Below are 24,500 nucleotides of genomic sequence, written 5' to 3'. Positions count from 1 at the left end.
AAAGCTAAGCGATTAGGGCTTTTTTATTTGTAATTTTTGAGCGAAATATTACCGTTTGCCTGTAAATTTTATTTGATTTCAGGTGAGTTATTGAGGTATAATTCGCCACCTACTTGCATAGGGCAAGTAGATTTTCGTCCCGAAAGGGTTTTTTTTAATTTAACGGAGCACTAATATGATCCAAGAACAGACTATGCTGGATGTTGCTGATAACTCAGGGGCTCGTAGCGTAATGTGTATCAAGGTTCTAGGTGGATCGCACCGTCGTTACGCTGCAATTGGCGACATTATCAAAGTTACTGTAAAAGAAGCAATTCCACGCGGTAAAGTTAAAAAAGGTGATGTGTTAAAAGCAGTTGTTGTGCGCACCAAGAAGGGTGTTCGTCGCCCAGATGGCTCAGTTATTCGTTTCGATGGTAACGCTTGTGTAATTTTAAACAATAACACTGAGCAACCAATCGGTACTCGTATTTTTGGACCTGTGACTCGTGAACTTCGTTCTGAGAAGTTTATGAAGATCATTTCATTAGCTCCAGAAGTACTGTAAGGGGAATGTAATGGCTGCTAAAATCCGTCAAAATGATGAAGTAATTGTTCTTACCGGTAAAGATAAGGGCAAACGTGGTAAGGTAACTCAAGTGTTACCAAACGGTAAAGTGATTGTTGAAGGTGTTAAAATCATCACTAAACATGAAAAACCAGTTCCTGCTTTAGGTAAAGCTGGTGGCTTAGTGAAGAAAGAAGCTGCGATTGATGCATCAAACGTTGCAATTTTCAACCCGAAAACAAATAAAGCTGACCGTGTAGGTTTTAGATTCGAAGATGGTAAAAAAGTACGTTTCTTCAAATCTAATAATGAAATTATTTAATTAACTGGAGTAATGCGATGGCGAAACTGCATGATTACTACAGAGATCAAGTAGTTAATGAATTAAAAGCTAAATTCAACTACTCATCTGTCATGCAAGTCCCACGAATCGAAAAGATTACCCTGAATATGGGTGTGGGTGAAGCATTGACCGATAAAAAACTTTTAGATAACGCGGTAGCGGATCTAACAGCAATTAGCGGTCAGAAACCTTTAATTACTAAAGCACGCAAATCTGTTGCAGGCTTTAAAATCCGTCAGGGATATCCAATCGGATGCAAAGTAACCCTACGTGGCGAACGTATGTGGGAATTCTTTGAAAGATTGATTACTATCGCTGTTCCACGTATCCGTGACTTCCGCGGTTTAAATGCGAAGTCATTCGACGGTCGTGGTAATTACAGTATGGGTGTTCGTGAACAAATCATTTTCCCAGAAATCGACTATGATAAAGTAGATCGTGTACGTGGTTTAGATATTACTATCACCACAACTGCGAAAAGTGATGAAGAAGGCCAAGCTTTATTAGCTGCTTTCAATTTCCCATTCCGTAAATAAGGTAGGTTATCGTGGCAAAACAATCAATGATTGCACGTGATGTTAAACGTGCTAAATTAGCTGATAAATTCTACGCTAAACGTGAAGAATTAAAGAAAATCATCTCTGATGTGAATTCTTCAGACGAAGATCGTTGGGCAGCAGTGTTAAAATTACAAACACTTCCACGCGATTCAAGTCCTAGCCGTCAGCGTAACCGTTGCCGCCAAACTGGTCGTCCACACGGTGTACTTCGTAAGTTTGGTTTAAGCCGTATTAAGGTACGTGAAGCTGCAATGCGCGGTGAAATTCCAGGCCTTAAGAAAGCAAGCTGGTAATAACCTCTTTTAATTTGGAATCATGGGAGTAAATACATGAGCATGCAAGATCCAATCGCAGATATGCTGACCCGTATTCGTAACGGTCAAGCTGCGAATAAAGTTGCAATCAGTATGCCTTCATCTAAGTTAAAAGTTGCTATTGCAAGCGTTTTAGCTGAAGAAGGTTATGTTGAGAGCTTCAAAATTGTTGAAGGTTCAAAACCTGAATTGGAAATCACTTTAAAATATTTCCAAAATAAACCAGTTGTAGAAAGTATCCAACGCGTAAGCCGTCCGGGTCTTCGTATTTACAAACGTAAAGACGAATTACCAAAAGTTATGGGTGGTTTAGGTATCGCAGTTGTTTCTACATCTAAAGGTGTAATGACCGACCGTGCAGCGCGTCAAGCGGGCCTCGGCGGTGAAATTATCTGTTACGTAGCATAATAGAGAGGTAGGAAGAATGTCTCGTGTTGCAAAAGCACCTGTTAATATTCCTGCCGGTGTTGAAGTAAAACTCAACGGTCAGCTATTAACAGTTAAAGGTAAAAACGGCGAGTTATCTCGTGAAATTCATAATGCAGTTGAAGTAAATCAAGATGCTAACGCATTAACTTTCGCACCACGCGCTGGTGTTGCAAATGCAGATGCTCAAGCAGGTACTGCTCGTGCACTTGTTAATGCTATGGTTATCGGTGTTACTGAAGGCTTTACTAAGAAATTGCAATTAGTAGGTGTTGGTTATAGAGCACAAATGAAAGGTAACGTAGTTGCTTTAAGTTTAGGCTATTCACACCCAATTGAACATACGTTGCCAGCTGGCGTAACTGGTGAATGTCCATCTCAAACAGAAATCGTTCTTAAGAGTGCAGACAAACAGTTAATCGGCCAAGTAGCAGCTGATATTCGTGCATATCGCCGTCCAGAGCCTTATAAAGGCAAAGGTGTACGTTACTCTGATGAAGTAGTTCGTACAAAAGAAGCGAAGAAAAAGTAAAGTAAGGTAACACTATGGATAAGAAAGTAGCTCGTATCCGTCGTGCAAGCCGTGCACGTCATTTAATGAGAGAGCAAGGTGCAACCCGTTTGGTTGTGCATCGCACACCTCGCCATATTTATGCGCAGGTTATTGCACCTAATGGCTCAGAAGTACTAGCAGCAGCTTCAACTGTTGAGAAAGTAATTAAAGAGCAAGTTAAATACACTGGTAATAAAGACGCAGCTGCAGTAGTTGGTAAATTAGTTGCAGAGCGTGCTTTAGCTAAAGGTATTCAAGCAGTTGCATTTGATCGTTCAGGTTTCAAATACCACGGTCGTGTGCAAGTATTGGCAGACGCTGCTCGTGAAGCTGGTCTACAGTTCTAATAGAGGAATTTGAGATGTCAAACATCGAAAAACAAGCTGGTGAACTGCAGGAAAAGCTAATCGCGGTTAACCGTGTATCAAAAACCGTAAAAGGTGGTCGTATCATGAGCTTCACTGCTTTAACAGTAGTAGGCGATGGTAACGGTCGTGTTGGTTTTGGTTACGGTAAAGCACGTGAAGTTCCAGCAGCGATCCAAAAAGCGATGGAAAAAGCTCGTCGCAATATGATTAACGTAGCTTTAAACGAAGGTACATTACAACACCCTGTTAAAGGTTCACACACTGGTTCACGTGTGTTCATGCAGCCAGCTAGCGAAGGTACTGGTATCATCGCTGGTGGTGCAATGCGTGCTGTGTTAGAAGTAGCAGGCGTTCACAACGTTCTTTCTAAAGCATACGGTTCAACCAACCCAATCAACGTTGTTCGTGCAACAATTGATGCACTTGCAAATATGAAATCACCTGAAATGGTTGCTGCTAAACGTGGTAAAACTGTTGAAGAAATTTTGGGGTAATTGAATATGGCAAAAACAATTAAAGTAACTCAAACTCGTAGCTCTATCGCTCGTTTACCGAAACATAAAGCAACGTTAAAAGGCTTAGGTCTTCGTCATATTCGTCATACAGTTGAATTAATCGATACTCCGGCAGTTCGCGGTATGATTAATCAAGTGTCATATATGGTTAAAGTGGAGGAATAATAGAATGCGTTTAAATTCTCTTTCTCCAGCTGAAGGTGCTAAGCACAGTGCTAAACGTTTAGGTCGTGGTATCGGTTCTGGTTTAGGTAAAACTGGTGGTCGTGGTCATAAAGGTCAAAAATCTCGTACAGGCGGCGGCGTTCGTCGTGGTTTCGAGGGTGGTCAAATGCCTTTATACCGTCGTTTACCAAAATTCGGTTTTACTTCATTAAAATCATTCCATGTAGCTGAAATTCGTTTAAACGACTTAGCTAAAGTAGATGGTAACGAAGTAACTTTAGAAGCTCTTAAAGCTGCTAACGTAATCACTAAAGATATTTTATCTGCAAAAGTAATTTTAGCAGGTAAAATTGAAAAAGCGGTTGTAGTTAAAGGTTTACGTGTAACTAAAGGTGCTAAAGCTGCTATCGAAGCTGCTGGCGGTTCTATCGAGGAATAATAGATGGCAAAGCAACCAGGGTACCAAGGTAGTACACAAAAAGGGACTGGCGAGCTTAAATCAAGATTATTATTTGTTTTAGGTGCGTTAATCGTTTTCCGTATCGGTTCTTTTATACCTGTTCCTGGCATTGATGCTTCTGTATTATCCGAATTAGTTCGACAACAGCAAGGCACCATCATTGATATGTTTAATATGTTCTCTGGTGGTGCTTTAAGCCGAGCGTCTATATTTGCGTTAGGTATTATGCCTTATATTTCGGCGTCAATTATTGTTCAATTATTGACAGCGATTCATCCTCCTTTAGCTGAGCTAAAAAAAGAAGGTGAAGCGGGACGTCGAAAAATTAGTAAATATACTCGCTATGCTACTTTGTTATTAGCATTTATTCAGTCTATTGGTATTTCAATTGCCCTACCGAATATGTTGCAAGGATTAGTTCCTAATCCAAGTATCTTATTCTATGTAACTTCTGTAATCAGCCTAGTTACGGGAACAATGTTCCTAATGTGGTTAGGTGAGCAAATCACTGAGCGTGGTATCGGTAACGGTATCTCTTTGATTATCTTTGCAGGTATTGTTGCGGATTTACCGGCGACAATTGGGCAAACAATTGAGCAAGCTCGTCAAGGCGAAATTTCTCCACTTGTTCTTTTATTAGTAGCTGTAATCGCATTTGCGGTAACATATTTTGTTGTCTTTGTTGAACGCGGACAAAGAAGAATTGTGGTAAATTATGCAAGTCGCCAGCAAGGTAGAATGATGGCGCCAGCTAGATCTTCTCATTTACCATTAAAAGTTAATATGGCAGGTGTAATTCCTGCAATCTTCGCGTCAAGTATCATCTTATTCCCTGCGAGTATTACGCAGTGGTTTGGTCAAAGCGAAGGACTTGAATGGTTATTTGACTTATCACAATTATTACAGCCAGGACAACCGTTATATATTGTGTTATTCACAATGGCAGTAATCTTCTTTGCATTCTTCTATACGGGAATGCAATATAATCCTCGTGATACAGCGGATAATTTGAAGAAATCAGGTGCGTTTGTACCAGGTTATCGACCAGGCGAACAAACATCACGTTATATTGATAAAGTGATGACACGCTTAACCTTAATCGGTGCGTTGTATATTACTTTTGTTTGTTTGGTTCCTTATATCATTACATCTTTATGGAAAGTACCATTCCAATTAGGCGGTACTTCACTGTTAATCGTAGTGGTAGTTATTATGGATTTCATCGCACAGGTTCAAAGTCATTTAATGTCATTACAATATGACTCTGTGTTGAAGAAAGCCAATTTGAAAGGCTTAGGGCAGTAGTCCCTTAGATCAAAAAGGATAAGCAATGAAAGTTCGTGCTTCAGTTAAGAAATTATGCCGTAACTGTAAAGTTGTTAAACGTGAAGGTGTTGTTCGCGTAATTTGTAGCGATCCTAAACACAAACAACGTCAAGGTTAATTAGTATTCTTTCTTGCAAAGAACCCGCTGAGCAGGTATACTGCTCAGCTCATTCGTCCTGATATGCTGTTTGAGTATCCTGAAACGGGCTTTTCAAGATCAGCATATCAATAAACTTAAATAATAGGAGTGCATAGTGGCCCGTATTGCAGGCATTAACATTCCTGATCAAAAACACACTGTAATCGCATTAACTGCAATTTACGGTATCGGTAAAACTCGTGCTAAAGCTATCTGTGCAGCAACGGGTATTGCTGAAGATGTAAAGATCAGAGAATTGTCTGAAGAGCAGATTGAAAAACTGCGTGAAGAAGTTGGTAAATTTACTGTCGAAGGTGATTTACGTCGTGAAGTAACATTAAGCATCAAACGTCTTTTAGACTTAGGTTGCTACCGTGGTTTACGTCATCGTCGTAGTTTACCAGTACGTGGTCAACGTACTAAGACTAATGCGCGTACTCGTAAGGGTCCACGCAAACCGATCAAAAAATAATCGGAGTAGATAAATAATGGCTAAAACACCAGTTCGCGCACGTAAGCGCGTTAAAAAACAGATTGCAGATGGCGTAGCTCATATCCACGCATCTTTCAATAACACAATCGTGACTATTACTGACCGTCAAGGTAACGCTCTAGCATGGGCAACTGCAGGTGGTTCAGGTTTCCGTGGTTCTCGTAAATCAACTCCGTTTGCTGCACAAGTTGCTGCAGAACGTTGTGCTGAAGCTGTTAAAGAATTCGGCTTAAAGAACTTGGAAGTTATGGTTAAGGGTCCGGGTCCAGGTCGTGAATCAACAATCCGTGCATTAAATGCTGCAGGTTTCCGTATCACGAACATTACTGATGTGACTCCGATTCCTCATAACGGTTGTCGTCCACCGAAAAAACGTCGCGTTTAATTGACGTTAGAATAATTGGAGAAAGAAAATGGCAAGATATTTGGGTCCTAAGCTCAAGCTAAGCCGTCGTGAAGGTACTGATTTATTCCTTAAATCAGGCGTTCGTGCGATTGAATCAAAATGTAGAAATCGTCTTGATGTAGCACCAGGTCAACACGGTGCACGCAAGCCACGTTTATCTGACTACGGTAGTCAGTTACGTGAAAAACAAAAAGTTCGCCGTATCTATGGTATCTTAGAACGTCAATTCCGTAATTACTATACAGAAGCAAACCGCTTAAAAGGTAATACCGGTGAGAACTTATTAGTATTATTAGAAGGTCGTTTAGACAACGTAGTTTACCGTATGGGTTTTGCTGCAACTCGTGCTGAAGCGCGTCAGCTTGTAAGCCACAAATCTATCGTAGTAAACGGTCGTGTAGTGAATATTCCTTCTTATCAAGTTTCTGTTGATGATGTAGTTGCTGTTCGTGAGAAATCTAAAAAACAAGCACGTATCAAAGCATCATTAGAATTAGCAACTCAACGTGAAAAACCAACTTGGTTAGAAGTTGATGCAACTAAGATGGAAGGTGTATTTAAACGTACTCCTGAACGCTCTGACTTATCAGCAGATATTAACGAACATCTGATCGTTGAGCTTTACTCTAAATAATAGTTAATTTTTAAAATTACATTATTAGATTAGTAAATAAAGCTTAAAAACAAAGAGAGGATAAAATGCAGGGTTCTGTGACAGAATTTTTAAAGCCGCACTTAGTGAACATTGAACAAATCAGTTCAACTCACGCAAAAGTGACCTTAGAGCCGTTAGAACGTGGTTTTGGCCATACATTAGGTAACGCACTTCGTCGCATTTTACTTTCGTCTATGCCAGGCTGTGCAGTAACAGAAGTCGAAATTGATGGTGTATTACATGAATACAGCAGCAAAGAAGGCGTACAAGAAGATATTCTTGAAGTATTGTTAAACCTTAAAGGTCTAGCGGTAAAAGTGTCAAATAAAGATGATATCATCCTGACACTTAATAAGTCTGGAATTGGCCCTGTGACTGCAGCCGACATTACGCACGATGGTGACGTAGAAATTGTAAATCCAAATCACGTTATTTGTCATTTGACAGATAAAAACGCATCAATCAATATGCGTATCCGTGTTCAACGCGGTCGTGGTTATGTGCCAGCATCAGCTCGTGTACATTCTCAAGATGAAGATCGTCCAATCGGTCGTTTATTAGTTGACGCTCGTTTTAGCCCAGTAGATCGCATTGCTTATAATGTTGAAGCTGCTCGTGTAGAACAACGTACAGACTTAGATAAACTTATCATTGAGATGGAAACTAATGGCACAATCGATCCAGAAGAAGCCATTCGTCGTGCTGCAACGATTTTAGCAGAACAGCTAGATGCATTCGTTGATTTACGTGATGTTCGTCAGCCTGAAGTTAAAGAAGAAAAACCGGAGTTCGATCCGATTTTACTTCGTCCAGTAGATGACTTAGAGTTGACGGTTCGTTCTGCTAACTGTTTGAAAGCAGAGACAATTCACTATATCGGTGATTTAGTACAACGTACAGAAGTTGAGTTATTAAAAACACCTAACCTTGGTAAGAAATCACTTACTGAGATTAAGGATGTGCTTGCTTCTCGTGGCTTATCACTGGGTATGCGCCTTGAGAATTGGCCTCCAGCAAGTATTGCTGAAGACTAATTTTAGGTATTAGATTTTCTAAGAAGGAATAGGTTATGCGCCATCGTAAGAGTGGACGTCAATTAAACCGTAACAGCAGCCATCGCCAAGCGATGTTCCGTAATATGGCAAGTTCTTTAATCGGTCACGAGATCATTAAAACAACTTTACCTAAAGCTAAAGAGTTACGTCGTGTAGTTGAACCATTAATTACTTTAGCAAAAGAAGATAGCGTTGCAAATCGCCGCTTAGCTTTTGCTCGTACTCGCAACGTAGAAACAGTTGCTAAATTATTCAATGAATTAGGTCCACGTTTTGCACAACGTGCGGGTGGTTATACTCGTATCTTAAAATGTGGTTTCCGTGCAGGCGACAACGCACCAATGGCTTACATTGAGTTAGTTGACCGTCCAGAAGTTGCTGAAGCAGCTGCGGAATAATAGCTAAATAGCTTAATTTGAAAAGCCCGAGTTATCTCGGGCTTTGTTTTTTCTAATACTTTTAAGCTTTTTCTTACCGATTTGCTTTATCGTAACAAAGATCTTTTCTTGTAATTTAGTGGAAAATCGGTATAATCTATCCGCTTTTTCTATCTTTTTTAGATGGTTAAAGCATATCAGTACCCTCACCTCGAACGAGGGTTTTCTTTTTTACTATCAACATTTTTAGAGGAAGGTTATGGTAACCATTCGTTTAACTCGTGGCGGAGCTAAAAAACGCCCATTCTATCAAATCGTGGTAGCAGACAGCCGTTCACCACGTGACGGTCGTTTCATCGAGCGTATCGGTTTCTTCAATCCATTAGCTGCAGGCCAAGCTGAACGTTTACGTTTAGACGTGGCTAAAGTTGATGCTTGGGTTGCTAAAGGTGCTGAGCTTTCAGACCGTGTTGCATCTTTAGTGAAAGAAGCTCGTAAAGCGGCTTAATTTATTAAAAATTTTGCAAAGTAGGTGAGTAGCATGAGCGAACAAAAAATTGAAGTTGTCGGAAAACTGGGGTCAACCTATGGGATTCGTGGCTGGTTACGCCTCTATTCATCAACTGAAGAAACTGAAAGCATTTTCGATTATCAGCCTTGGTTCTTAAAAATTAAGGGACAATGGCAACCAATCGAATTAGAAAGTTGGCGTTACCACAGCAATGATTTGATTGTGAAATTAAAAGGTACCGACGATCGTGAAAGCGCGCAGTTACTAACGAATGCCGAAATCGGTGTGGATTTATCTGTGTTTCCTGAATTGGAAGAAGGGGATTATTATTGGCACGATTTAATCGGCTGCCAAGTGGTAAATCTCGAAGGCTATACCATGGGCGTTGTGACTGAATTAATGGAAACAGGCTCAAATGATGTTTTGGTTGTACGCGCTAACAGTAAAGATGCTTTTGGTAAGCAAGAACGATTAATTCCGTTCTTATATGAACAAGTAGTTAAAAGAGTAGATCTCGCCACTAAAACAATTACGGTGGATTGGGACGCTGGTTTCTAACCTCAGGTATGCGGTGCGCTTTGGCTTTAAGTAGTAAGGACATTTGAGGATAAATTATGTGGATTGGTATCATTTCACTGTTCCCTGAAATGTTTAAAGCAATTACCGATTTTGGGGTGACAGGACGTGCGGTAAAACAAGATCTTCTGCAAATTCAATGTTGGAATCCTCGTGATTTCACGTTTGATAAACATAAAACGGTTGATGATCGCCCTTATGGCGGTGGACCTGGAATGTTAATGATGGTGCAACCTTTGCGTGATGCGATTCATGCAGCGAAGCAAGCAGCAAAAGCAGAAGACGGTGTAGAGGCAAAAGTTATTTATCTCTCACCACAAGGGCGTAAGCTGGATCAACAAGGTGTGAAAACACTGGCTTCAAATCAGAAACTAATTTTAATTTGTGGACGATATGAAGGGGTTGATGAACGATTGATTCAAACTGAAGTTGATGAAGAATGGTCAATCGGTGATTATGTGCTTACAGGGGGCGAATTGCCGGCAATGACGTTAATTGACGCTGTTGCGAGATTTGTGCCCGGAGTGTTAGGCAAACAGGCCTCTGCAGATGAAGATTCATTTGCGACAGGTTTATTGGATTGTCCGCATTACACTCGTCCGGAAATGTTAGACGGTATTCCTGTTCCCGAAGTGCTGATGTCGGGTCACCACGAAAATATTCGTAAATGGCGATTAGAACAATCGCTTGAACGTACGTGGTTAAGACGCCCTGAGCTATTGGATAGCCTAGCTCTGACTGACGAACAACGCGTGTTGTTGGCTAAAATTAAGAAACAACACAAAATCAGTTAATTCTAGGATTTAGAAGGTTTTTAAAATGAGTAACATCATCAAACAAATCGAACAAGAACAGTTAAAACAAAACGTACCTAGCTTCCGTCCAGGTGACACATTAGAAGTTAAGGTATGGGTAGTAGAAGGTAGTAAAAGACGTTTGCAAGCGTTCGAAGGCGTGGTTATTGCAATTCGTAACCGTGGCTTGCACTCTGCATTCACTCTACGTAAAGTATCAAACGGCGTAGGCGTTGAACGTGTATTCCAAACTCACTCACCAGTAATTGACAGCATCTTTGTTAAACGTAAAGGTGCGGTACGTAAAGCTAAACTTTACTACTTACGTGAGCGTTCAGGTAAATCTGCACGTATCAAAGAGCGTCTTGGCGAATAATTCGCACACGCTTAATGCGAAAGATAAAAAGGCTTGGGGGAAACCCAAGCCTTTTCTTTTATGTACGTAATGCAACAAGCGGTCAATTTTAGCTAATCTTTTGCAAAAGTTTGTGGAAATCAGACCGCTTGTAAAAATAAAGGCAGGTATTTACCCGCCTTTGCTGAACACTAAAAATAAAATGAACGGTTTATTCCGATTCTTCTAAAATCACCCAACCGCTATCGAGCCAATCACAAATAGTATCTAACAATAATTCAAGCTCTTCTTGGTTTTTCACTTTTGACGCTAGCTTGTTCCAAGAGATTGCATCACCGTTGGCAATACGAATTAACAAGTTTTGTTCCGCTTCATTTAGTTCGTCAATCCATTCACCGTTTACATAAATACGTTGCGGATTTTCGGTATAGAGCATTTTGACATTCGCATCTTGTTGAATCCAACCGCCTTCTTCCAAAATACCTTGTACTTCATCCGGATAGTATTCGTTATCCGTTTGTAGTAGATCGTAACGACGAGAACTTACCGCAGTAGCAACGCTGTGAGTAAAGATTTCATCAAATTGATCAGAGTTTTGTAATAAGTCGATTAATTGATGCTTCAACACTTTTACCATTTTCGGATCAAGTAACGCATTCGGTTGTTCATGCGGTGCAAGGCGGAACGGGATATTAAATTCCGAGCCGGCAATCACTTCCGAATGGTGTTCCAATGTTTTGCAGAAGTTTTCGAGTAAATCCGCCGCATTCGGGTAGCGTAAACCGAATGAGAATGTTAGCCCTTCGGTTTCCGATACACCATAGTGAGCCATACGAGAAGGCACATAAAGCACATCGCCCGGATTCATCACTTCATCTAACACCAATTCGCCCATATCATCGAAAATACGGATAGGTTGGTTTGGTTTAAATTCGGTGGAAGGATCGCACCATTTACCGAGTTGCCAACGGCGCTGACCGTAACCTTGCACGAGAAAAACATCGTATTCATCATAATGTTTACCGACCGTACCACCTTTAGGTGAGCAAGAGACCATAATGTCGTCACGTTGCCATTGCGGTAAGAAGCTAAACGCTTGCCACAATGCACCGAGTTCCGGTGACCATTGCTCTAAGTTTTGTACCATAACTGAGAATTGCGCCGGCAAATCTTGTAAATCACTTTCCGTAAACGGACTGGTTTTGACCGACCATTGCTCATTTTCACATTTGATTAAGCGAGCAGTGATTTCCTCTTCTAACGCTAACTCCATAATATCTTCCGGCTCGAATAATCCGACAATTTGCGGTAAGCCGTTACGGATTAACAGCGGTCGTTTTTGCCAATAATCACGTAAGAAAGTTTCCGGGCTAATATTTTCAGGTAAGCAGAATGGAATGTTCATAGATGCTCCTCATGTCTTTTTTCTTTGATTAAAACTATTCTACCTGATAAATGTTTGAATTTCTTGCGTTATGTCAGCTTATTAGTGAGGAAAATATTTTACTTTTGTGATAAATTCCACAAAATTTGATTAAAAGCAATTAATAATGATTTTCATTTGTTAGAAATATATTAAAATAAATATAAAAGAATAGTTGAGTTTATTTTTAAAAAGGTGTGTGTTTATGTTACGAGCAATAAAATTAACAGCAGTTGCATTGGCAACATTATCTGCATTATCCGGATTGGCTAATGCGAAGCCAACTGAAATTACCGATATACTTGAGCGAAAAGTGACGGTCGAGTTGCCGGCTAAACGAGTAGTACTGGCGTTTAATTACCAAGATTATATGGCTGTCGGTGGTGAAAAAGCATTAGATAATGTGGTTGGCTTTTCTAAAGCGGTTTGGTCTGATTGGGCGCCGGCAAGTTGGGCGGAATTTAGCAAAGCGGTACCGAAATTAAATCAGTTGGAAGATATTGGTGAAGTAGAAGTCGGGACTTTCTCGATCGAGAAAATTTTAGCGCTTAAACCGGATTTCGTGCTTATGGCGGATTGGCAATTTAAAGCGTTAGATTCCGATTTAGAACCGTTAGAAACAGCGGGGATTCCGGTCGTGGTGGTGGACTATTTAGCGCAAACGGTCGATAAACACGTTAAATCCACCGAGATTATCGGTCAATTAACCGGACAAGAAGCTAAAGCAAAACAGTTAAACGATGAATACAAAGCGATTGTGAAAGATATTCAAGATCGTGTTGCGAGGGCAAATTTACCGAAACCGAAAGTCTATGTTGAATTCGGTAATAAAGGGCCGGCGGAGCATAGTTTTACGTTCGGTAAAAGTATGTGGGGTGCAATGATTGATTTGGTCGGTGCGGAAAATATTGCAAAAAATGCGGTGGAATTTTATAGCCCGATTAACCCTGAATTAGTGATAGCGGCTAAACCGGATGTAGTGATTATTTCTGGACGCGAAACTGAATTGAAGAAAAATCCGGAAGCAATGGTGGCGGGCTTTAATATTGATAAACAAGAAGTGCAAAAACGCTTAGCTGGTTTTGCTAAACGTCCGGGCTGGTCTGAATTACCGGCAATTAAAAATCAGCGCTTATACGGTGTATATCATGCCAATTCTCGTACGCTTTCCGATAGTGCTTCAATTCAATTTGTGGCAAAAGCGATTTATCCGGAGTTATTCAAAGATTTAGACCCGACTAAAACTTATCAAGAGTTTTACCGTAAAAACTTACCTATCGTGCCGCAAGGGACTTTCTACCTCTATCCAGAGAGTAAATAGTCATGAGTCAGACAACGATTGAAAACATCGTTCAAAACCAACGCAAGCTGGAACGCAAGCGTTGGTTTATCGTTCTTACTTTCCTTGCAATCAGTTTAATCGGTTTGGTATTTGATATTGTAACCGGTCCTTCTATGTTGCCATTGGATGAAGTGGTAAAAGCGTTATTACGTTTTGAAGATGTGGAAACTACCACGAATGTCATCGTTTATGACTTACGTTTACCCATGGCATTAATGGCGTTGGTCGTTGGGGCGGCATTAGGCGTTGGCGGAGCGGAGATTCAAACCTTGCTGAATAACCCGATGGCAAGCCCTTATACCTTAGGTTTAGCTGCAGCGGCAGGTTTAGGCGCTTCAACAGTAATTGCGTTTGGCGGTTTCGGCTTGCCTTCGGCATTTGCCGTACCATTAGGTGCTTTTGTGATGACCATGTTGGCATCCGGTATTTTGTTTGTGTTTGCTTCAATGCGCCGTTTTAGTTCGGCGATGTTGGTATTAGTCGGTATTGCGTTATTGTTTTTATTCCAATCACTGCTATCGTTGATTCAATTTATTGCCGCACCGGAAATTTCGCAACAAATTCTGTTCTGGTTGTTCGGTAGTTTAACCAAAGCGACTTGGGAAAACCTCTCGATTGCAACTGTGGTTACCATTGTGTGCGTTAGCTTACTGGCAAAAGATTTATGGAAATTGACCGCTTTACGTTTAGGTGAGGCACGTGCGCTGAGTCTAGGGATCAACTTGCAACGCTTGCGTTTAAAAACGTTAGTCTTGGTAGCGATTATGACTGCCACTGCGATTAGCTTTGTCGGCATTATCGGCTTTATCGGTTTGGTCGCACCGCACGTGGCGCGGATGTTATTGGGCGAAGATCAACGCTTTTTCCTGCCAGGTGCAATGCTGATCGGCGCGGCGTTTTTATCGGTTGCATCGGTATTATCCAAAGTGATTGTACCCGGCGCATTGTTTCCGGTGGGCATTATTACCTCATTTGTTGGCGTGCCTTTCTTCTTTTGGATTGTGCTTACTAAGAAATAACAAGCGGTAGAATTTATGTTAAAACTTGCAAATGTACATATTAAGCGAGGCTCGCTTGTTATTGCCGACCAATTAGATTTATCGCTCGAAAAGGGCAAAGTCTATACAGTATTGGGCCCAAATGGGGCGGGCAAATCCTCACTATTAAAAACGATTTTTGGTGAAATCGGCTGTAAAGGGCAAATTCATTATGCGGATCAGACACTGAATAAACGAGCTATTTCGGCATGGCGTAAACGTATCGGCTATATGCCGCAAGATACACAAGTTGACGCATCGTTGACCGCATTAGAAGTGATTTTACTCGGCAGAATGGATGCACTAAATATGCATGTGAGTGACGAGTTGTTGACCGAAGTCGCCACCATTATGCAGAAACTCGGCATTGCACATCTCGCTCATCAAGATGTCATGCAGCTAAGTGGCGGACAGCGACAAATGGTGATGTTTGCCCAAGTATTATTGCGTCAGCCGGAAATCTTATTGTTGGATGAACCGGTCAGTGCGTTGGATATGCACCACCAAATCAATTTATTGGAACACGTTTGCCAATATACGCAACAAAATAATCTGATTACGATCATGGTATTGCATGACCTGAGCCTTGCCGCACAATTTTCTGATCAGGTGATTTTATTGGGTAACGGTAAATTACAAGCTTTCGGTGACGCAAAACAAGTGTTACAGGCTGATCTTATTCGTCAGTTGTATAACGTTGAGATTGAAATTTTATATGACAGTACCGGACAACCGGTGATTCGTCCGTTACGTCATTCGCATTAGGAGTAAAAAATGAAAAAAGTATTATTAGCAACCTTACTCGCTTTTTCAGGCGCTGTGTTGGCTGCAGATCACGAAGTTAAAATGTTAGATAACGGTAAAGACGGTGGTATGGTGTTTGAACCGGGCTTTTTAAAAGCGGAAGTTGGCGATACGGTAACTTTCGTGCCGACTAATAAAGGTCATTGGGTGCAAAGTAAAGCAGTGCCGGAAGGCGCAGAGAAATTCCTCTCGAAAGAAGATGAACAATTTAGTTTAACGCTTACCCATGAAGGGGTTTACGTATATGTTTGCCCTCCACATCGTATGATGAATATGAGCGGTATTATCCAAGTAGGCAAACCGACCAATTTAGAAAATGCGACCAAAGAAGTTGAGAAAATTGAAAAGCGTACCACAGAGCATAAAGGCCGTTTATTTGAATATCTCGAGCAAGTGAAATAAGGATTACAATGAAAAAGCAGTATTTTAAACATCTTATTGCCAGCACGTTACTATTTGCCGGAGTTTCGGCGCAAGCGGAAGTAAAAGTGTTACAAGACGTATTGGATCGCCAAGTGAAAGTTGATGTACCGGCGAAACGTATTGTGCTTGGTTTTTATTATCCGGATTATATTGCCGCAACCGGTTCGGAGAATTTTAAAAATGTTGTCGGTATTTCGCGTGAGTTTTGGGAAAAATTTAACCCCGGTAGCTGGACTTTATTTAATAAAGCATTACCGAATTTAACGGAAATGGCAGATATCGGTAATATCAATACTGGTACATTCTCGCTAGAAAAAACCTTAGCGTTAAAACCGGACGTATTGGTGTTAGCTGATTGGCAATATCAAACGATTGCCGCTGATATTCCTCGTATCGAACAAGCCGGGATTCCGATTGTTGTGGTGGATTTTAATGCGCAAACCGTAGAGAAACACACGAAAAGTATCCAACTTTTCGGACAACTCGCTGGCACGGAAACACGTGCAAATCAGATCGCCAACGAATATGAACAAGGAATTAAAGCGATCCAACAACGTGTAGCGGCAAGCGGTCAAAAACCACCGAAAATTTACGTTGAATTCGGCAACAAAGGTCCGGCGGAATATAGCTTCACTTTCGGTAAAAATATGTGGGGAGCGATTGCGAATACGGTTGGTGGCGACAATATTGCCGCACCGTTTATTGAAAACTGGGGGCCGATTAATCCGGAACAATTCTTAGCGTCTAATCCGGAGGTGGTGATTATTTCCGGTACGGAAATGGGCACCGATAAAAATGCCGAAATTATGGCGATGGGGATTAATATCAGTGAAGCGGATGCGCAAAAACGACTCGCCGGTTTTACTCAGCGTGCCGGCTGGTCGAACGTACCGGCGGTGAAAAAAGGCAATGTGTACGGTATTTATCACACAGCGTCTCGTTCTATTACCGACTTAGCCAGTGCGCAATTTATGGCGAAAACGCTTTATCCGGAACAGTTTAAAGATATTGATCCGGAGAAAACCTATTTGGATTTCCACCGCCAATATTTGCCAGTTGTACCGCAAGGCACATTTTTTATTAAGTTAAAATAACCCATCAATTTAGTGGCAAGCGGGCTTTGGCTCACTTGCCTTTTTTGAGCCGCTTATGTCACATTCGATAGCCATTACTACCTGCCAAACTTACCCCAATCTTCCCGAGAATTTACAACCACTGGTTCGCTTACTACAGGCTAACGGACTGCAAGTGAAAGTGGATTGTTGGCAAAATCAGCCGCAAGCCGATGTTATCTTACCGCTTTGCGCGTGGGATTATGCCCAACAGCCGGAACGCTTCCGCGAATGGCTGCAACAAGCGGTCGAATTCGGGCAAAAATTTGCAAATTCCGTTTGGTTAATGGATTGGAATATGCACAAAAGCTATTTACTGGATTTACAGCAAATGGGCGTAGATGTGATTCCGAGCCAACTGTTATTGGCGGATCCCACTCAAATTCAGACCGCTTGTCAGTCGTATCACCAAAACGGACAAGTTGTGGTGATCAAACCGGCGATCGGGCAGAGCGGTAATGCGGTCATCAAATGGCAAGCGGATCAACCGATACCGGATTTTAGCCTCTATTCGGGGCAACAAATCGTGTTACAACCCTATATTGCGGAAGTGGCGGAGTATGGCGAAACCAGTTTGATTTTCTTTGCCGGTGAGTTTAGTCATGCGGTAAGACGCCAACCGCCCAAAGGCGAATGGCGGGCAAATTCAGCTTACGGTGTAGCAATCTTACCAGTAGTTCCTCCACAAAATATTATTCGACAAGCACGAGATGTTTTGATGAGATTGCCTGAAATACCAAGCTATGCACGGGTGGATGGTACGATTATTGGTGATCGATTTTTGCTGAATGAATTGGAATTGATCGAACCGGCATTGTACCTGCATACGGATCCGCAAGCATCGGCACGATTTGCACAGGTACTTATGCAAAAAATAACAGAAATTTGACCGCTTAACGGACACCAAATCAGTGTCCATTAAGCTTTGTGGTTAAGCAATATCTTGTTGTAGAAAACCGTACAAAAAATTGCTAATTATTTGATAAAACACGGTACTACTGTGAATTTGGGCGGTTTTCTCCGCCCATTGCGGTAGCCAGCTGAGTAATTGTTGTCGGATAAATTGTTGCTGAATTTGGCTAGGCTGTTCCGTTTCAATCAGTTTGATCAACACTTCTAAATAAATACAGAGGTGATCGCTCGGTTCATTATGTAACCGATTGATTTTAAGCTGAAATTTCGTTAGCCATTGATCCATTACCGCAAGATTCTCACTGAGATCCCGTTCATCCAAATAGTAAGAGGCGTACGGGAGCGCACTTAATTTGCCCTCCAATAAAAAGCATTGCGCAAAATCCGCCGCCAGTTCTAAGCGAGGTGAATCGTAAGCGGTCAATTTTGCCAATTCATTTTGCAAGTCGGCAACCTGTGGCTGAAAGCCAAGCTCGGCAAAAAATGCAAAAAATGAGGCAAATTGACCCGCTTGTAATGCCTGTAACTGCAGTTCCGATAGTTCTTTGGCGAGTAACGAATGAAACCAACGGTAACAGAATAGTCGTTCTTCCGAACTGAGTAATTGCGAGTGTGCCATTAACGAGTTACCTCTGTCGGGCCGCTGAAACCGTTCGCTGCCGGTGCATCGCCTTGCCATTTTTCCACATTCACTAAACAAGTACTGACAGACGTTGCTTGCGATAAACTTGAAGCGCCGATATCGAGTGTTAGCGTATTCGGGCAGCCGTAAGTATCAATTGCACCCACACTTTCATCAAGCGGTGAGAACCAAGCTCCTTCTTGTAAACGCACTACACCGCTTGGGAAGTTATCGGATAATACCGCGCCGACCAGCACTTGCCCACGTTCGTTATAGACACGCACTAAATCGCCGTCTTTAATGCCTAACTTTTCTGCGTCTTGCGGGTTCATATAAAACGGTTCTCGTCCTTGCACACTGTAGGTTTCACGTAACGATTTGGCTTCACACAGTTGTGAATGTAAGCGTTTATCCGGATGCACGGATTGTAGCCAGAACGGATATTTATCCGATTTCGGCCCACCGTGCGAACGTTCCGCTTTTTCAAACCACATCGGGTGGCCTTTACAGTCGGCATAACCGAAACTCGCTATTTTACGGCTAAATATTTCGATAAAGCCGGAAGGTGTGCCGAGTGCGTGTAATTCCGGATCTTCACGGAAATCGGCGTGACGAACCCAAGGTTTACCCTCTGGGAACAGCACGTAACCTTTTTGCCAAAATTCAGCGAAAGACGGCATAGCAAATTTGCCACGGTTTTCATTGCGACAATCTTTGTATAAACGTTCTAACCACGCCATTTCGTCCATGCCTCGGCAATATTCTTTTTCTTTGCCGAATCGGCGACATAAGTCTTTGAAAATTTCAAAATCAGGACGAGACTCATATAACGGCTCAACCAATTTTTGCATCGCTAAAACACCTCGGTTGCTGTAAGAACCGTAGGCATCAATATCGTTACGTTCAAACGGCGTACAAGCCGGTAAAACAATATCGGAGAAACGACAGGTTGCCGTCCAGCTATAGTTAATCGATACCACGGTTTCCAATTTTTGGAAGGCTCGTTTCATCTTATTCAAATCGGATTGGCGGCTCCATTGGTTACAACCGGAGAAAATTGCCATTTTATACGGTGCATAGGTAATTTTTCTGCCGTTGTAATCAATGGTTTCACCTGAGTGAAGTAAAGAATCGGTAGTACGAGCAACAGGAATCACCTCACTATAACCTTGGTAATCTTTATTGGTATATTTAGCGGTTTGTCCTTCGTCTAAATTAGACGGGAAGGATCCCGGCATTGCCGCACCGGAACTAGATACACCGATAGAGCTGTAATGGTGTGCATAACTGATACCACCGCCGGCAAGCCCAATTTGTCCGAGCATAGCGGCTAAAACCGCGCCCATCCAGTAAGGCTGTTCACCGTGTTGTTGGCGTTGAATCGCCCAACCGAAAATCAGTTGGGTACGTTTGCCGGCTAACATGCGGGCAAATTTACGGATTTCTTCCGCTTCAATACCGCAAATCGATGCCGCCCATTCGGCGGTTTTCTCAATTTTGTCTTCGGTTTCGCCGAGTAAGTAAGGCACAAATTGCTCAAAACCGAGCGTATACATATCAATAAACGCTTTGTCGTATAAATTCTCACGATACAAGGTGTGAGCAATCGCCAACATAAACGGCACGTCCGTTTGCGGATTGATATAAAGCTGTTTACAACCAAGGAAGTTTTGCGTTTTGCTTTTCACCGGATCAATGCTAATGACATTGATTTTTTGTTCCGTCACTTTCTGTTTAAGCTGTTCTAAGTAGCCGTAAGATTCGTGCGTTTCGCAGTTCCAGCCGACTTGTAAGTTTTTGACCGGATCGCTTGCCCAGAAAATTAAATTCTCGGTTTCTTTAAGAATGACTTCCCACGATGTCCCTTGTGAATACACTTCGGTTGAGCCTAACACATAAGGCAAAATGGTTTGCCCCGCACCGGTGGAGTAATCACCGACAGTGCCAACACTCGAGCCGTGCATCGCAATTGCACGGATCATATGGTTACCGCAACTATGGAATTGACCGGAAGAACGCCAGCCGACATTGGCGGTATGTAATGCCCAAGGGCCGTAATTTTGCTGAATACGCTCAAGTTCTTCATAGAAAAGGTCAAGCGCTTCGTCCCAACTGACACGCACAAAACGGTTATCGCCACGTTGTGTTTTATTGCTGTTGTGGCGGTTTTTGAGCCAATCCAAACGCACCATCGGATAACGAATACGTGCTTCACCGTACACCAAGTCTTTGATGCCGTTAATCATTTCGGTCGGGTGTTTATCCAGCTCGAACGGCTTAATTTCGGCAATGCGACCGTTTTCAATTTTAGCTCGCACCGCCCCCCATTGCGCACCGGTAATTTTCCAGCCGTTTTCGACCGCTTGTGAAGCCTCGGCATTTGCTCTCGGCACAAGGAAATTCGGCATCGCCATAGAAGCCGCCATCAGCGATATATTTTTTAAAAATTGACGGCGTGAAGTTGAAAGTGATGATGACATACAAACTCCTTATTTAGCGGCTTTCGGTTGGCTGTCTGAGGCGTGCATTTGCAAATAGCGTAGCACCTGTTTACGGGTCGGATCGTCCATATCGGTAAAACCAACCATACCGTTAAATACGGCAACCCATTCATTCGCATCGTGCATTTTGGTATCACGTTGCTTGTGGCAAACGCTACATTCGGTCTTGAAGGTTTGTTCCGCATTTGCCCAAAAATCGGTCAGGCTGTCGGTAAATTTAGAATTTTTTACCCACGCTTGTAGTTTGACTTTCTGCCACACTAAACCGGTAAGCGGATCTTCTTTCTTCTCAAGCACTTCAAACGTAGGGTTATTTTGCATAAAGTCTTTATCCATTACCGCATCGGTAATTTGTTTAGAAAATTGGTTATACCAAATGCGACCGAAACCTTTGGTTTTACGCCACATTTCCAACTCAATTTGCGAGGCATTTTGTTTGGATTGCAATAGTTTAATCGGCACACCGGCTTCAAGTTGCCCAATGGATTGCTTGAGTGATTCGTCAGCGAAAAGGGCTAATTCGGAGGGAGTGTAAGCGGTTGAATTTTGGGCGAAACTTGCAGAACAGAATGTCAGCAAACTTACGCCAAGCAGCCAAACAGATTTCATAGAAAACCTCGGAGGATAATGTTTAATTATTCAGCTATTTTAACAAAAATAGGCTTAAAGCCATGTTGATATAAGTCATAAAATAATAACTATTATTATTCGGAAAGAAATTTGCAAAAAATTTCCAAAATTCGACCGCTTACAGGCTATAATAACCAGTATTTTTGAACGAATTTTTTAGGAATAGCAAAATGACAACAAAATTTAATGTAAAAACATTCCAAGGTATGATTTTAGCCCTACAAGATTACTGGGCAAACGTAGGTTGCACTATTGTTCAGCCGTTTGATATGGAAGTGGGCGCAGGTACTTCTCACCCGATGACCGCACTTCGTGCCTTAGGCCCTGAGCCAATGGCATTCGCTTACGTTCAACCTTCACGCCGCCCGACTGACGGTCGCTATGGCGAAAACCCAAACCGTTTACAACACTACTACCAATTCCAAGTGGTGATCAAACCGTCTCCGGATAACATTCAAGAACTCTATTTAGGTTCACTTAAAATGTTAGGTTTCGACCCGACTCAACACGATATTCGTTTCGTGGAAGACAACTGGGAAAACCCAACGTTAGGTGCGTGGGGCTTAGGCTGGGAAGTGTGGCTCAACGGTATGGAAGTTACACAATTCACTTACTTCCAACAAGTTGGCGGTTTAGAGTGTAAACCGGTCACCGGCGAAGTTACCTACGGTTTAGAACGTTTAGCAATGTATATTCAAGGCGTGGACAGCGTGTACGACTTAGTATGGTCAGACGGTCCACTTGGAAAAACTACTTACGGCGACGTGTTCCACCAAAATGAAGTAGAACAATCAACTTACAACTTTGAATACGCAGATGTGGATTTCTTATTCAAAGCGTTCGAACAATACGAAAAAGAAGCTACGGAATTATTAGCTCTCGAAAAACCGTTACCATTACCGGCTTACGAACGCATTTTAAAAGCGGCACACAGCTTCAATATGTTAGACGCTCGCAAAGCGATTTCGGTAACAGAACGCCAACGCTATATCTTACGCATTCGCACCTTAACCAAAGGTGTGGCAGAAGCGTATTATGCAAGCCGTGAGGCGTTGGGTTTTCCAGGGTGTAAGAAGTAATTGTGTTTGAACGAGATTTCATAAAAGATGGGAGGTAGTGTCATGGTGAATAAAGTGTTTATACCTTTATTTGGGTTGGCTATTGGAGCTAGCCTATTATCTGGTTGTACCAAAATGGAAAACTTTAGTACAGATAAAGTTCTAGACGATGTGACTACAACTAAAGATACAGCAAAAATTAAAATCACAACAAATATACATAACGTATTTGCTATCCCTAATCATTCTTGCATTACATTAGATGAACACAAAGTAAAAAAAGTAAATACTACTTTTTCTCGTTCTATCACCGATGATTGGGCGATGTGGGGAAAAACAGAGTCACTATTGATCAAAGAGTATCCAGAAAAAACTATTGGTATGAATTCTATTTCATTAGAACACGCTAGTGAATTAAAACGTATTTTGCCTAATAATGTTAAAAGTTACTCTTCTTATGAATATGAAGTTGAAGCTAATAAACCAATCACATTTTTTATAAAAACAACTAAAGGAACAGGTTTATTCGCCTATTTAGCATTATTTGCAAAGGATTCAGAGGAACTATTTAGTTTATCATCTTCATTTATACCTGAAAAAGGAAGAGAATATCAGCTGTTTGTTACTTTAGGTGAAAGTTCGTCTTTAATATCACCATCTCAAAGAAAAACTACCTATGAATATTCATTTAATTTATTTGATATTAGTCAAGGTACTTTGAATAATCAAAATAAATTGATGAGTAAGGTGAATCCTTGCCGTAAAGTGAAGTAAAGTTAAATTTTGCAAATGAGCCGGAAAATGCAGTTTGAGAGCAGTAAATTAACGTGGTGGAACAAGCCGAAATTTTATGCCATTAGCGAAGAAAAAATCGAAATCACCACCGAACCGCACACCGATTTGTGGCAGAAAACTTATTATCATTTCAAAAATGATAATGCCCCAATGCTACAAATCGACACGGAAGAGCAGTACTTTTCTTTTGTGGTAAAAACGGATTTTTCAGGTAGCCAACACCGCTTTGACCAATGCGGTGTGGTGATGTATCTCGATAGCGAAAATTGGCTCAAAGCCTCGGTGGAATATGAAAATGGCGATTTTCAGCATTTAGGTTCGGTGGTAACCAATCAAGGTTATTCCGATTGGGCAACCACAGAAATTCCCGCAAGTGTAAAAGCAATGTGGTATCGCCTTAGCCGTAGGGGACAAGATTTTCGTATTGAATGTTCGCCAGACGGCGTGAATTTCAGCCAAATGCGAATTTGCCATATGGCAAATGCCACAGGGAAAATCCACTTCGGTGTTTATGCCTGTAGTCCTGAAAATTCCTCATTTAAAGCGGTATTTACCGATTTAAGAATAACCGCTTGTGAGTGGCAAGCCCACGTAGGGCAACTCCCTGATGATTAAATTCTGCGAGAAAGGGCTAAATGCGACTTTACTCGAAATTACCAAAACCACTTTCACAAAAATTGCGTTCTGATCAAACAGATGCAGAACGGAAATTGTGGTAACGGATAAACTGAGATTAGCTTTGGGGTTTTCGTTTTAATCGCCAAAAGCCGTTGCTAAATTACATTATGGATTTTTACTGCCCGAAAGCGAAGTTGAGAGTGCGAGAGAACGATTAACTTTTGTATTCTAGCATTTACGTACTAGGTTAAGAATAATGTTGTCGCTCTGCGACAAGCTAGGTTG

Annotated in this window: 34 protein-coding genes and 1 pseudogene; 31 read left to right on the top strand and 4 right to left on the bottom strand. The window is 41.7% G+C overall.

Going from position 1 to position 24,500, the window contains the following annotated elements:
- Window positions 1–175 precede the first annotated feature (175 nt).
- The 21 genes from rplN (at window position 176) to rplS (ending at window position 10,959) form a co-directional block, all read left to right on the top strand.
- Window positions 176–547, top strand: coding sequence for a 50S ribosomal protein L14 (gene rplN, locus EL121_RS05165; RefSeq protein WP_005619403.1), 372 nt, complete (start codon window positions 176–178; stop codon window positions 545–547).
- 10 nt (window positions 548–557) lie between these two features.
- Complete coding sequence (rplX, locus tag EL121_RS05160; protein WP_014992365.1) at window positions 558–869, top strand: 50S ribosomal protein L24; 312 nt, start codon at window positions 558–560, stop codon at window positions 867–869.
- 17 nt (window positions 870–886) lie between these two features.
- Window positions 887–1,426, top strand: coding sequence for a 50S ribosomal protein L5 (gene rplE, locus EL121_RS05155; RefSeq protein WP_005619405.1), 540 nt, complete (start codon window positions 887–889; stop codon window positions 1,424–1,426).
- A gap of 11 nt (window positions 1,427–1,437) precedes the next feature.
- Window positions 1,438–1,743, top strand: coding sequence for a 30S ribosomal protein S14 (gene rpsN / locus EL121_RS05150; RefSeq protein ID WP_005625153.1), 306 nt, complete (start codon window positions 1,438–1,440; stop codon window positions 1,741–1,743).
- Between the two features lie 36 nt (window positions 1,744–1,779).
- The gene (gene rpsH, locus EL121_RS05145; RefSeq protein WP_005619408.1) at window positions 1,780–2,172 is read left to right on the top strand and encodes a 30S ribosomal protein S8; all 393 of its coding nucleotides are present in this window, start codon (window positions 1,780–1,782) and stop codon (window positions 2,170–2,172) included.
- A 16-nt stretch (window positions 2,173–2,188) separates the two neighbouring features.
- Window positions 2,189–2,722 (top strand): 50S ribosomal protein L6, encoded by a 534-nt coding sequence (gene rplF, locus EL121_RS05140; protein ID WP_014992364.1) that lies wholly within the window; start codon window positions 2,189–2,191, stop codon window positions 2,720–2,722.
- 14 nt (window positions 2,723–2,736) lie between these two features.
- Entirely contained in the window at window positions 2,737–3,090 is a 354-nt protein-coding gene (rplR, locus tag EL121_RS05135) for a 50S ribosomal protein L18 (RefSeq protein ID WP_005625149.1), read from the top strand.
- Between the two features lie 14 nt (window positions 3,091–3,104).
- Window positions 3,105–3,605, top strand: coding sequence for a 30S ribosomal protein S5 (gene rpsE, locus EL121_RS05130; protein WP_005625147.1), 501 nt, complete (start codon window positions 3,105–3,107; stop codon window positions 3,603–3,605).
- 6 nt (window positions 3,606–3,611) lie between these two features.
- Window positions 3,612–3,791, top strand: coding sequence for a 50S ribosomal protein L30 (rpmD, locus tag EL121_RS05125; protein WP_005599315.1), 180 nt, complete (start codon window positions 3,612–3,614; stop codon window positions 3,789–3,791).
- Window positions 3,792–3,795: 4 nt separating this feature from the next.
- The gene (gene rplO / locus EL121_RS05120; RefSeq protein WP_039198204.1) at window positions 3,796–4,230 is read left to right on the top strand and encodes a 50S ribosomal protein L15; all 435 of its coding nucleotides are present in this window, start codon (window positions 3,796–3,798) and stop codon (window positions 4,228–4,230) included.
- Between the two features lie 3 nt (window positions 4,231–4,233).
- Window positions 4,234–5,556: a preprotein translocase subunit SecY gene (gene secY / locus EL121_RS05115; RefSeq protein WP_014992362.1), complete on the top strand. Its 1,323-nt coding sequence runs from the start codon at window positions 4,234–4,236 to the stop codon at window positions 5,554–5,556.
- Between the two features lie 25 nt (window positions 5,557–5,581).
- A complete protein-coding gene (rpmJ, locus tag EL121_RS05110) occupies window positions 5,582–5,695 on the top strand; it encodes a 50S ribosomal protein L36 (RefSeq protein ID WP_005599318.1) in 114 nt (37 codons plus the stop codon).
- A 136-nt stretch (window positions 5,696–5,831) separates the two neighbouring features.
- On the top strand, window positions 5,832–6,188 hold the full coding sequence (gene rpsM / locus EL121_RS05105) for a 30S ribosomal protein S13 (protein ID WP_005599322.1): 357 nt from the start codon (window positions 5,832–5,834) through the stop codon (window positions 6,186–6,188).
- A 16-nt stretch (window positions 6,189–6,204) separates the two neighbouring features.
- Window positions 6,205–6,594 carry a 30S ribosomal protein S11 gene (gene rpsK, locus EL121_RS05100; RefSeq protein WP_005599323.1) on the top strand — a complete coding sequence of 130 codons (390 nt, stop codon included), beginning with the start codon at window positions 6,205–6,207 and terminating at the stop codon, window positions 6,592–6,594.
- 28 nt (window positions 6,595–6,622) lie between these two features.
- Window positions 6,623–7,249, top strand: coding sequence for a 30S ribosomal protein S4 (gene rpsD, locus EL121_RS05095; RefSeq protein ID WP_005599325.1), 627 nt, complete (start codon window positions 6,623–6,625; stop codon window positions 7,247–7,249).
- A 65-nt stretch (window positions 7,250–7,314) separates the two neighbouring features.
- Window positions 7,315–8,304: a DNA-directed RNA polymerase subunit alpha gene (locus EL121_RS05090; protein ID WP_014992361.1), complete on the top strand. Its 990-nt coding sequence runs from the start codon at window positions 7,315–7,317 to the stop codon at window positions 8,302–8,304.
- A gap of 35 nt (window positions 8,305–8,339) precedes the next feature.
- Window positions 8,340–8,723, top strand: a complete 384-nt coding sequence (rplQ, locus tag EL121_RS05085) for a 50S ribosomal protein L17 (RefSeq protein WP_014992360.1) — start codon at window positions 8,340–8,342, stop codon at window positions 8,721–8,723.
- A gap of 238 nt (window positions 8,724–8,961) precedes the next feature.
- On the top strand, window positions 8,962–9,210 hold the full coding sequence (gene rpsP / locus EL121_RS05080) for a 30S ribosomal protein S16 (protein WP_005625134.1): 249 nt from the start codon (window positions 8,962–8,964) through the stop codon (window positions 9,208–9,210).
- Window positions 9,211–9,243: 33 nt separating this feature from the next.
- Entirely contained in the window at window positions 9,244–9,771 is a 528-nt protein-coding gene (gene rimM, locus EL121_RS05075) for a ribosome maturation factor RimM (protein WP_039195411.1), read from the top strand.
- 56 nt (window positions 9,772–9,827) lie between these two features.
- Window positions 9,828–10,583 (top strand): tRNA (guanosine(37)-N1)-methyltransferase TrmD, encoded by a 756-nt coding sequence (gene trmD / locus EL121_RS05070; protein ID WP_005599344.1) that lies wholly within the window; start codon window positions 9,828–9,830, stop codon window positions 10,581–10,583.
- 25 nt (window positions 10,584–10,608) lie between these two features.
- Window positions 10,609–10,959 (top strand): 50S ribosomal protein L19, encoded by a 351-nt coding sequence (gene rplS, locus EL121_RS05065; RefSeq protein ID WP_039198199.1) that lies wholly within the window; start codon window positions 10,609–10,611, stop codon window positions 10,957–10,959.
- Between the two features lie 190 nt (window positions 10,960–11,149).
- Here the strand turns inward: rplS and EL121_RS05060 are convergent, their stop codons facing one another.
- Window positions 11,150–12,343, bottom strand: coding sequence for a ribosomal protein uL16 3-hydroxylase (locus tag EL121_RS05060; RefSeq protein ID WP_014992356.1), 1,194 nt, complete (start codon window positions 12,341–12,343; stop codon window positions 11,150–11,152).
- A gap of 223 nt (window positions 12,344–12,566) precedes the next feature.
- Here EL121_RS05060 and EL121_RS05055 point away from each other — a divergent pair, with 223 nt between their 5' ends.
- From EL121_RS05055 to EL121_RS05030, 6 genes are read left to right on the top strand one after another with little or no spacing between them, the layout of a single operon-like run.
- The gene (locus EL121_RS05055) at window positions 12,567–13,682 is read left to right on the top strand and encodes an ABC transporter substrate-binding protein (RefSeq protein WP_039198197.1); all 1,116 of its coding nucleotides are present in this window, start codon (window positions 12,567–12,569) and stop codon (window positions 13,680–13,682) included.
- 2 nt (window positions 13,683–13,684) lie between these two features.
- Window positions 13,685–14,722 (top strand): FecCD family ABC transporter permease, encoded by a 1,038-nt coding sequence (locus tag EL121_RS05050; RefSeq protein WP_039198196.1) that lies wholly within the window; start codon window positions 13,685–13,687, stop codon window positions 14,720–14,722.
- A gap of 15 nt (window positions 14,723–14,737) precedes the next feature.
- Window positions 14,738–15,505: an ABC transporter ATP-binding protein gene (locus tag EL121_RS05045; RefSeq protein WP_039198194.1), complete on the top strand. Its 768-nt coding sequence runs from the start codon at window positions 14,738–14,740 to the stop codon at window positions 15,503–15,505.
- A gap of 9 nt (window positions 15,506–15,514) precedes the next feature.
- Window positions 15,515–15,946 carry a pseudoazurin gene (locus EL121_RS05040; protein WP_039198192.1) on the top strand — a complete coding sequence of 144 codons (432 nt, stop codon included), beginning with the start codon at window positions 15,515–15,517 and terminating at the stop codon, window positions 15,944–15,946.
- A gap of 8 nt (window positions 15,947–15,954) precedes the next feature.
- Window positions 15,955–17,061 (top strand): ABC transporter substrate-binding protein, encoded by a 1,107-nt coding sequence (locus tag EL121_RS05035; protein ID WP_039198189.1) that lies wholly within the window; start codon window positions 15,955–15,957, stop codon window positions 17,059–17,061.
- Window positions 17,062–17,116: 55 nt separating this feature from the next.
- A complete protein-coding gene (locus EL121_RS05030; RefSeq protein ID WP_039198187.1) occupies window positions 17,117–17,968 on the top strand; it encodes an ATP-grasp domain-containing protein in 852 nt (283 codons plus the stop codon).
- A 42-nt stretch (window positions 17,969–18,010) separates the two neighbouring features.
- Here EL121_RS05030 and torD read toward each other — a convergent pair whose 3' ends face one another.
- Genes torD through EL121_RS05015 form a run of 3 tightly spaced genes read right to left on the bottom strand, consistent with a single transcriptional unit; the run spans window position 18,011 to window position 21,723 of the window.
- The gene (torD, locus tag EL121_RS05025) at window positions 18,011–18,610 is read right to left on the bottom strand and encodes a molecular chaperone TorD (protein ID WP_039198185.1); all 600 of its coding nucleotides are present in this window, start codon (window positions 18,608–18,610) and stop codon (window positions 18,011–18,013) included.
- Window positions 18,610–21,093, bottom strand: a complete 2,484-nt coding sequence (gene torA / locus EL121_RS05020; protein ID WP_039198183.1) for a trimethylamine-N-oxide reductase TorA — start codon at window positions 21,091–21,093, stop codon at window positions 18,610–18,612. The genes torD and torA overlap by 1 nt, the downstream gene beginning before the upstream one ends.
- Window positions 21,094–21,102: 9 nt before the next feature.
- Entirely contained in the window at window positions 21,103–21,723 is a 621-nt protein-coding gene (locus EL121_RS05015) for a hypothetical protein (RefSeq protein WP_039198182.1), read from the bottom strand.
- Window positions 21,724–21,914: 191 nt separating this feature from the next.
- Here EL121_RS05015 and glyQ point away from each other — a divergent pair, with 191 nt between their 5' ends.
- The 4 genes and pseudogenes from glyQ to EL121_RS04995 form a co-directional block, all read left to right on the top strand.
- The gene (gene glyQ / locus EL121_RS05010; protein WP_014992346.1) at window positions 21,915–22,823 is read left to right on the top strand and encodes a glycine--tRNA ligase subunit alpha; all 909 of its coding nucleotides are present in this window, start codon (window positions 21,915–21,917) and stop codon (window positions 22,821–22,823) included.
- A gap of 42 nt (window positions 22,824–22,865) precedes the next feature.
- Window positions 22,866–23,576 carry a hypothetical protein gene (locus tag EL121_RS05005; protein WP_039198179.1) on the top strand — a complete coding sequence of 237 codons (711 nt, stop codon included), beginning with the start codon at window positions 22,866–22,868 and terminating at the stop codon, window positions 23,574–23,576.
- Between the two features lie 27 nt (window positions 23,577–23,603).
- Window positions 23,604–24,212 carry a DUF1349 domain-containing protein gene (locus EL121_RS05000; protein WP_039198177.1) on the top strand — a complete coding sequence of 203 codons (609 nt, stop codon included), beginning with the start codon at window positions 23,604–23,606 and terminating at the stop codon, window positions 24,210–24,212.
- 20 nt (window positions 24,213–24,232) lie between these two features.
- Window positions 24,233–24,412, top strand: a pseudogene (locus tag EL121_RS04995) (DUF559 domain-containing protein); the annotation flags it as partial.
- Window positions 24,413–24,500 lie beyond the last annotated feature (88 nt).

Source organism: Actinobacillus equuli, from assembly GCF_900636745.1.
Lineage (GTDB): Bacteria > Pseudomonadota > Gammaproteobacteria > Enterobacterales > Pasteurellaceae > Actinobacillus > Actinobacillus equuli.
Note: the sequence above shows the minus strand (reverse complement) of the source record. Positions and strands in the feature narration are given on the sequence as shown.

Coding starts and splice junctions, on each gene's coding strand:
- glyQ (WP_014992346.1), top strand. CDS start 21,915: ATGACAACAAAATTTAATGTAAAAACATTCCAAGGTATGATTTTAGCC.
- rimM (WP_039195411.1), top strand. CDS start 9,244: ATGAGCGAACAAAAAATTGAAGTTGTCGGAAAACTGGGGTCAACCTAT.
- EL121_RS05030 (WP_039198187.1), top strand. CDS start 17,117: ATGTCACATTCGATAGCCATTACTACCTGCCAAACTTACCCCAATCTT.
- EL121_RS05090 (WP_014992361.1), top strand. CDS start 7,315: ATGCAGGGTTCTGTGACAGAATTTTTAAAGCCGCACTTAGTGAACATT.
- rplQ (WP_014992360.1), top strand. CDS start 8,340: ATGCGCCATCGTAAGAGTGGACGTCAATTAAACCGTAACAGCAGCCAT.
- rpmD (WP_005599315.1), top strand. CDS start 3,612: ATGGCAAAAACAATTAAAGTAACTCAAACTCGTAGCTCTATCGCTCGT.
- EL121_RS05035 (WP_039198189.1), top strand. CDS start 15,955: ATGAAAAAGCAGTATTTTAAACATCTTATTGCCAGCACGTTACTATTT.
- rplF (WP_014992364.1), top strand. CDS start 2,189: ATGTCTCGTGTTGCAAAAGCACCTGTTAATATTCCTGCCGGTGTTGAA.
- EL121_RS05000 (WP_039198177.1), top strand. CDS start 23,604: ATGCAGTTTGAGAGCAGTAAATTAACGTGGTGGAACAAGCCGAAATTT.
- torA (WP_039198183.1), bottom strand. CDS start 21,093: ATGTCATCATCACTTTCAACTTCACGCCGTCAATTTTTAAAAAATATA.
- rplR (WP_005625149.1), top strand. CDS start 2,737: ATGGATAAGAAAGTAGCTCGTATCCGTCGTGCAAGCCGTGCACGTCAT.
- rplS (WP_039198199.1), top strand. CDS start 10,609: ATGAGTAACATCATCAAACAAATCGAACAAGAACAGTTAAAACAAAAC.
- EL121_RS05005 (WP_039198179.1), top strand. CDS start 22,866: ATGGTGAATAAAGTGTTTATACCTTTATTTGGGTTGGCTATTGGAGCT.
- EL121_RS05060 (WP_014992356.1), bottom strand. CDS start 12,343: ATGAACATTCCATTCTGCTTACCTGAAAATATTAGCCCGGAAACTTTC.
- rpsP (WP_005625134.1), top strand. CDS start 8,962: ATGGTAACCATTCGTTTAACTCGTGGCGGAGCTAAAAAACGCCCATTC.
- rpsK (WP_005599323.1), top strand. CDS start 6,205: ATGGCTAAAACACCAGTTCGCGCACGTAAGCGCGTTAAAAAACAGATT.
- rpsE (WP_005625147.1), top strand. CDS start 3,105: ATGTCAAACATCGAAAAACAAGCTGGTGAACTGCAGGAAAAGCTAATC.
- rpmJ (WP_005599318.1), top strand. CDS start 5,582: ATGAAAGTTCGTGCTTCAGTTAAGAAATTATGCCGTAACTGTAAAGTT.
- EL121_RS05055 (WP_039198197.1), top strand. CDS start 12,567: ATGTTACGAGCAATAAAATTAACAGCAGTTGCATTGGCAACATTATCT.
- EL121_RS05050 (WP_039198196.1), top strand. CDS start 13,685: ATGAGTCAGACAACGATTGAAAACATCGTTCAAAACCAACGCAAGCTG.
- rplE (WP_005619405.1), top strand. CDS start 887: ATGGCGAAACTGCATGATTACTACAGAGATCAAGTAGTTAATGAATTA.
- EL121_RS05015 (WP_039198182.1), bottom strand. CDS start 21,723: ATGAAATCTGTTTGGCTGCTTGGCGTAAGTTTGCTGACATTCTGTTCT.
- trmD (WP_005599344.1), top strand. CDS start 9,828: ATGTGGATTGGTATCATTTCACTGTTCCCTGAAATGTTTAAAGCAATT.
- rpsD (WP_005599325.1), top strand. CDS start 6,623: ATGGCAAGATATTTGGGTCCTAAGCTCAAGCTAAGCCGTCGTGAAGGT.
- EL121_RS05040 (WP_039198192.1), top strand. CDS start 15,515: ATGAAAAAAGTATTATTAGCAACCTTACTCGCTTTTTCAGGCGCTGTG.
- rplX (WP_014992365.1), top strand. CDS start 558: ATGGCTGCTAAAATCCGTCAAAATGATGAAGTAATTGTTCTTACCGGT.
- torD (WP_039198185.1), bottom strand. CDS start 18,610: ATGGCACACTCGCAATTACTCAGTTCGGAAGAACGACTATTCTGTTAC.
- EL121_RS05045 (WP_039198194.1), top strand. CDS start 14,738: ATGTTAAAACTTGCAAATGTACATATTAAGCGAGGCTCGCTTGTTATT.
- secY (WP_014992362.1), top strand. CDS start 4,234: ATGGCAAAGCAACCAGGGTACCAAGGTAGTACACAAAAAGGGACTGGC.
- rplN (WP_005619403.1), top strand. CDS start 176: ATGATCCAAGAACAGACTATGCTGGATGTTGCTGATAACTCAGGGGCT.
- rplO (WP_039198204.1), top strand. CDS start 3,796: ATGCGTTTAAATTCTCTTTCTCCAGCTGAAGGTGCTAAGCACAGTGCT.
- rpsH (WP_005619408.1), top strand. CDS start 1,780: ATGAGCATGCAAGATCCAATCGCAGATATGCTGACCCGTATTCGTAAC.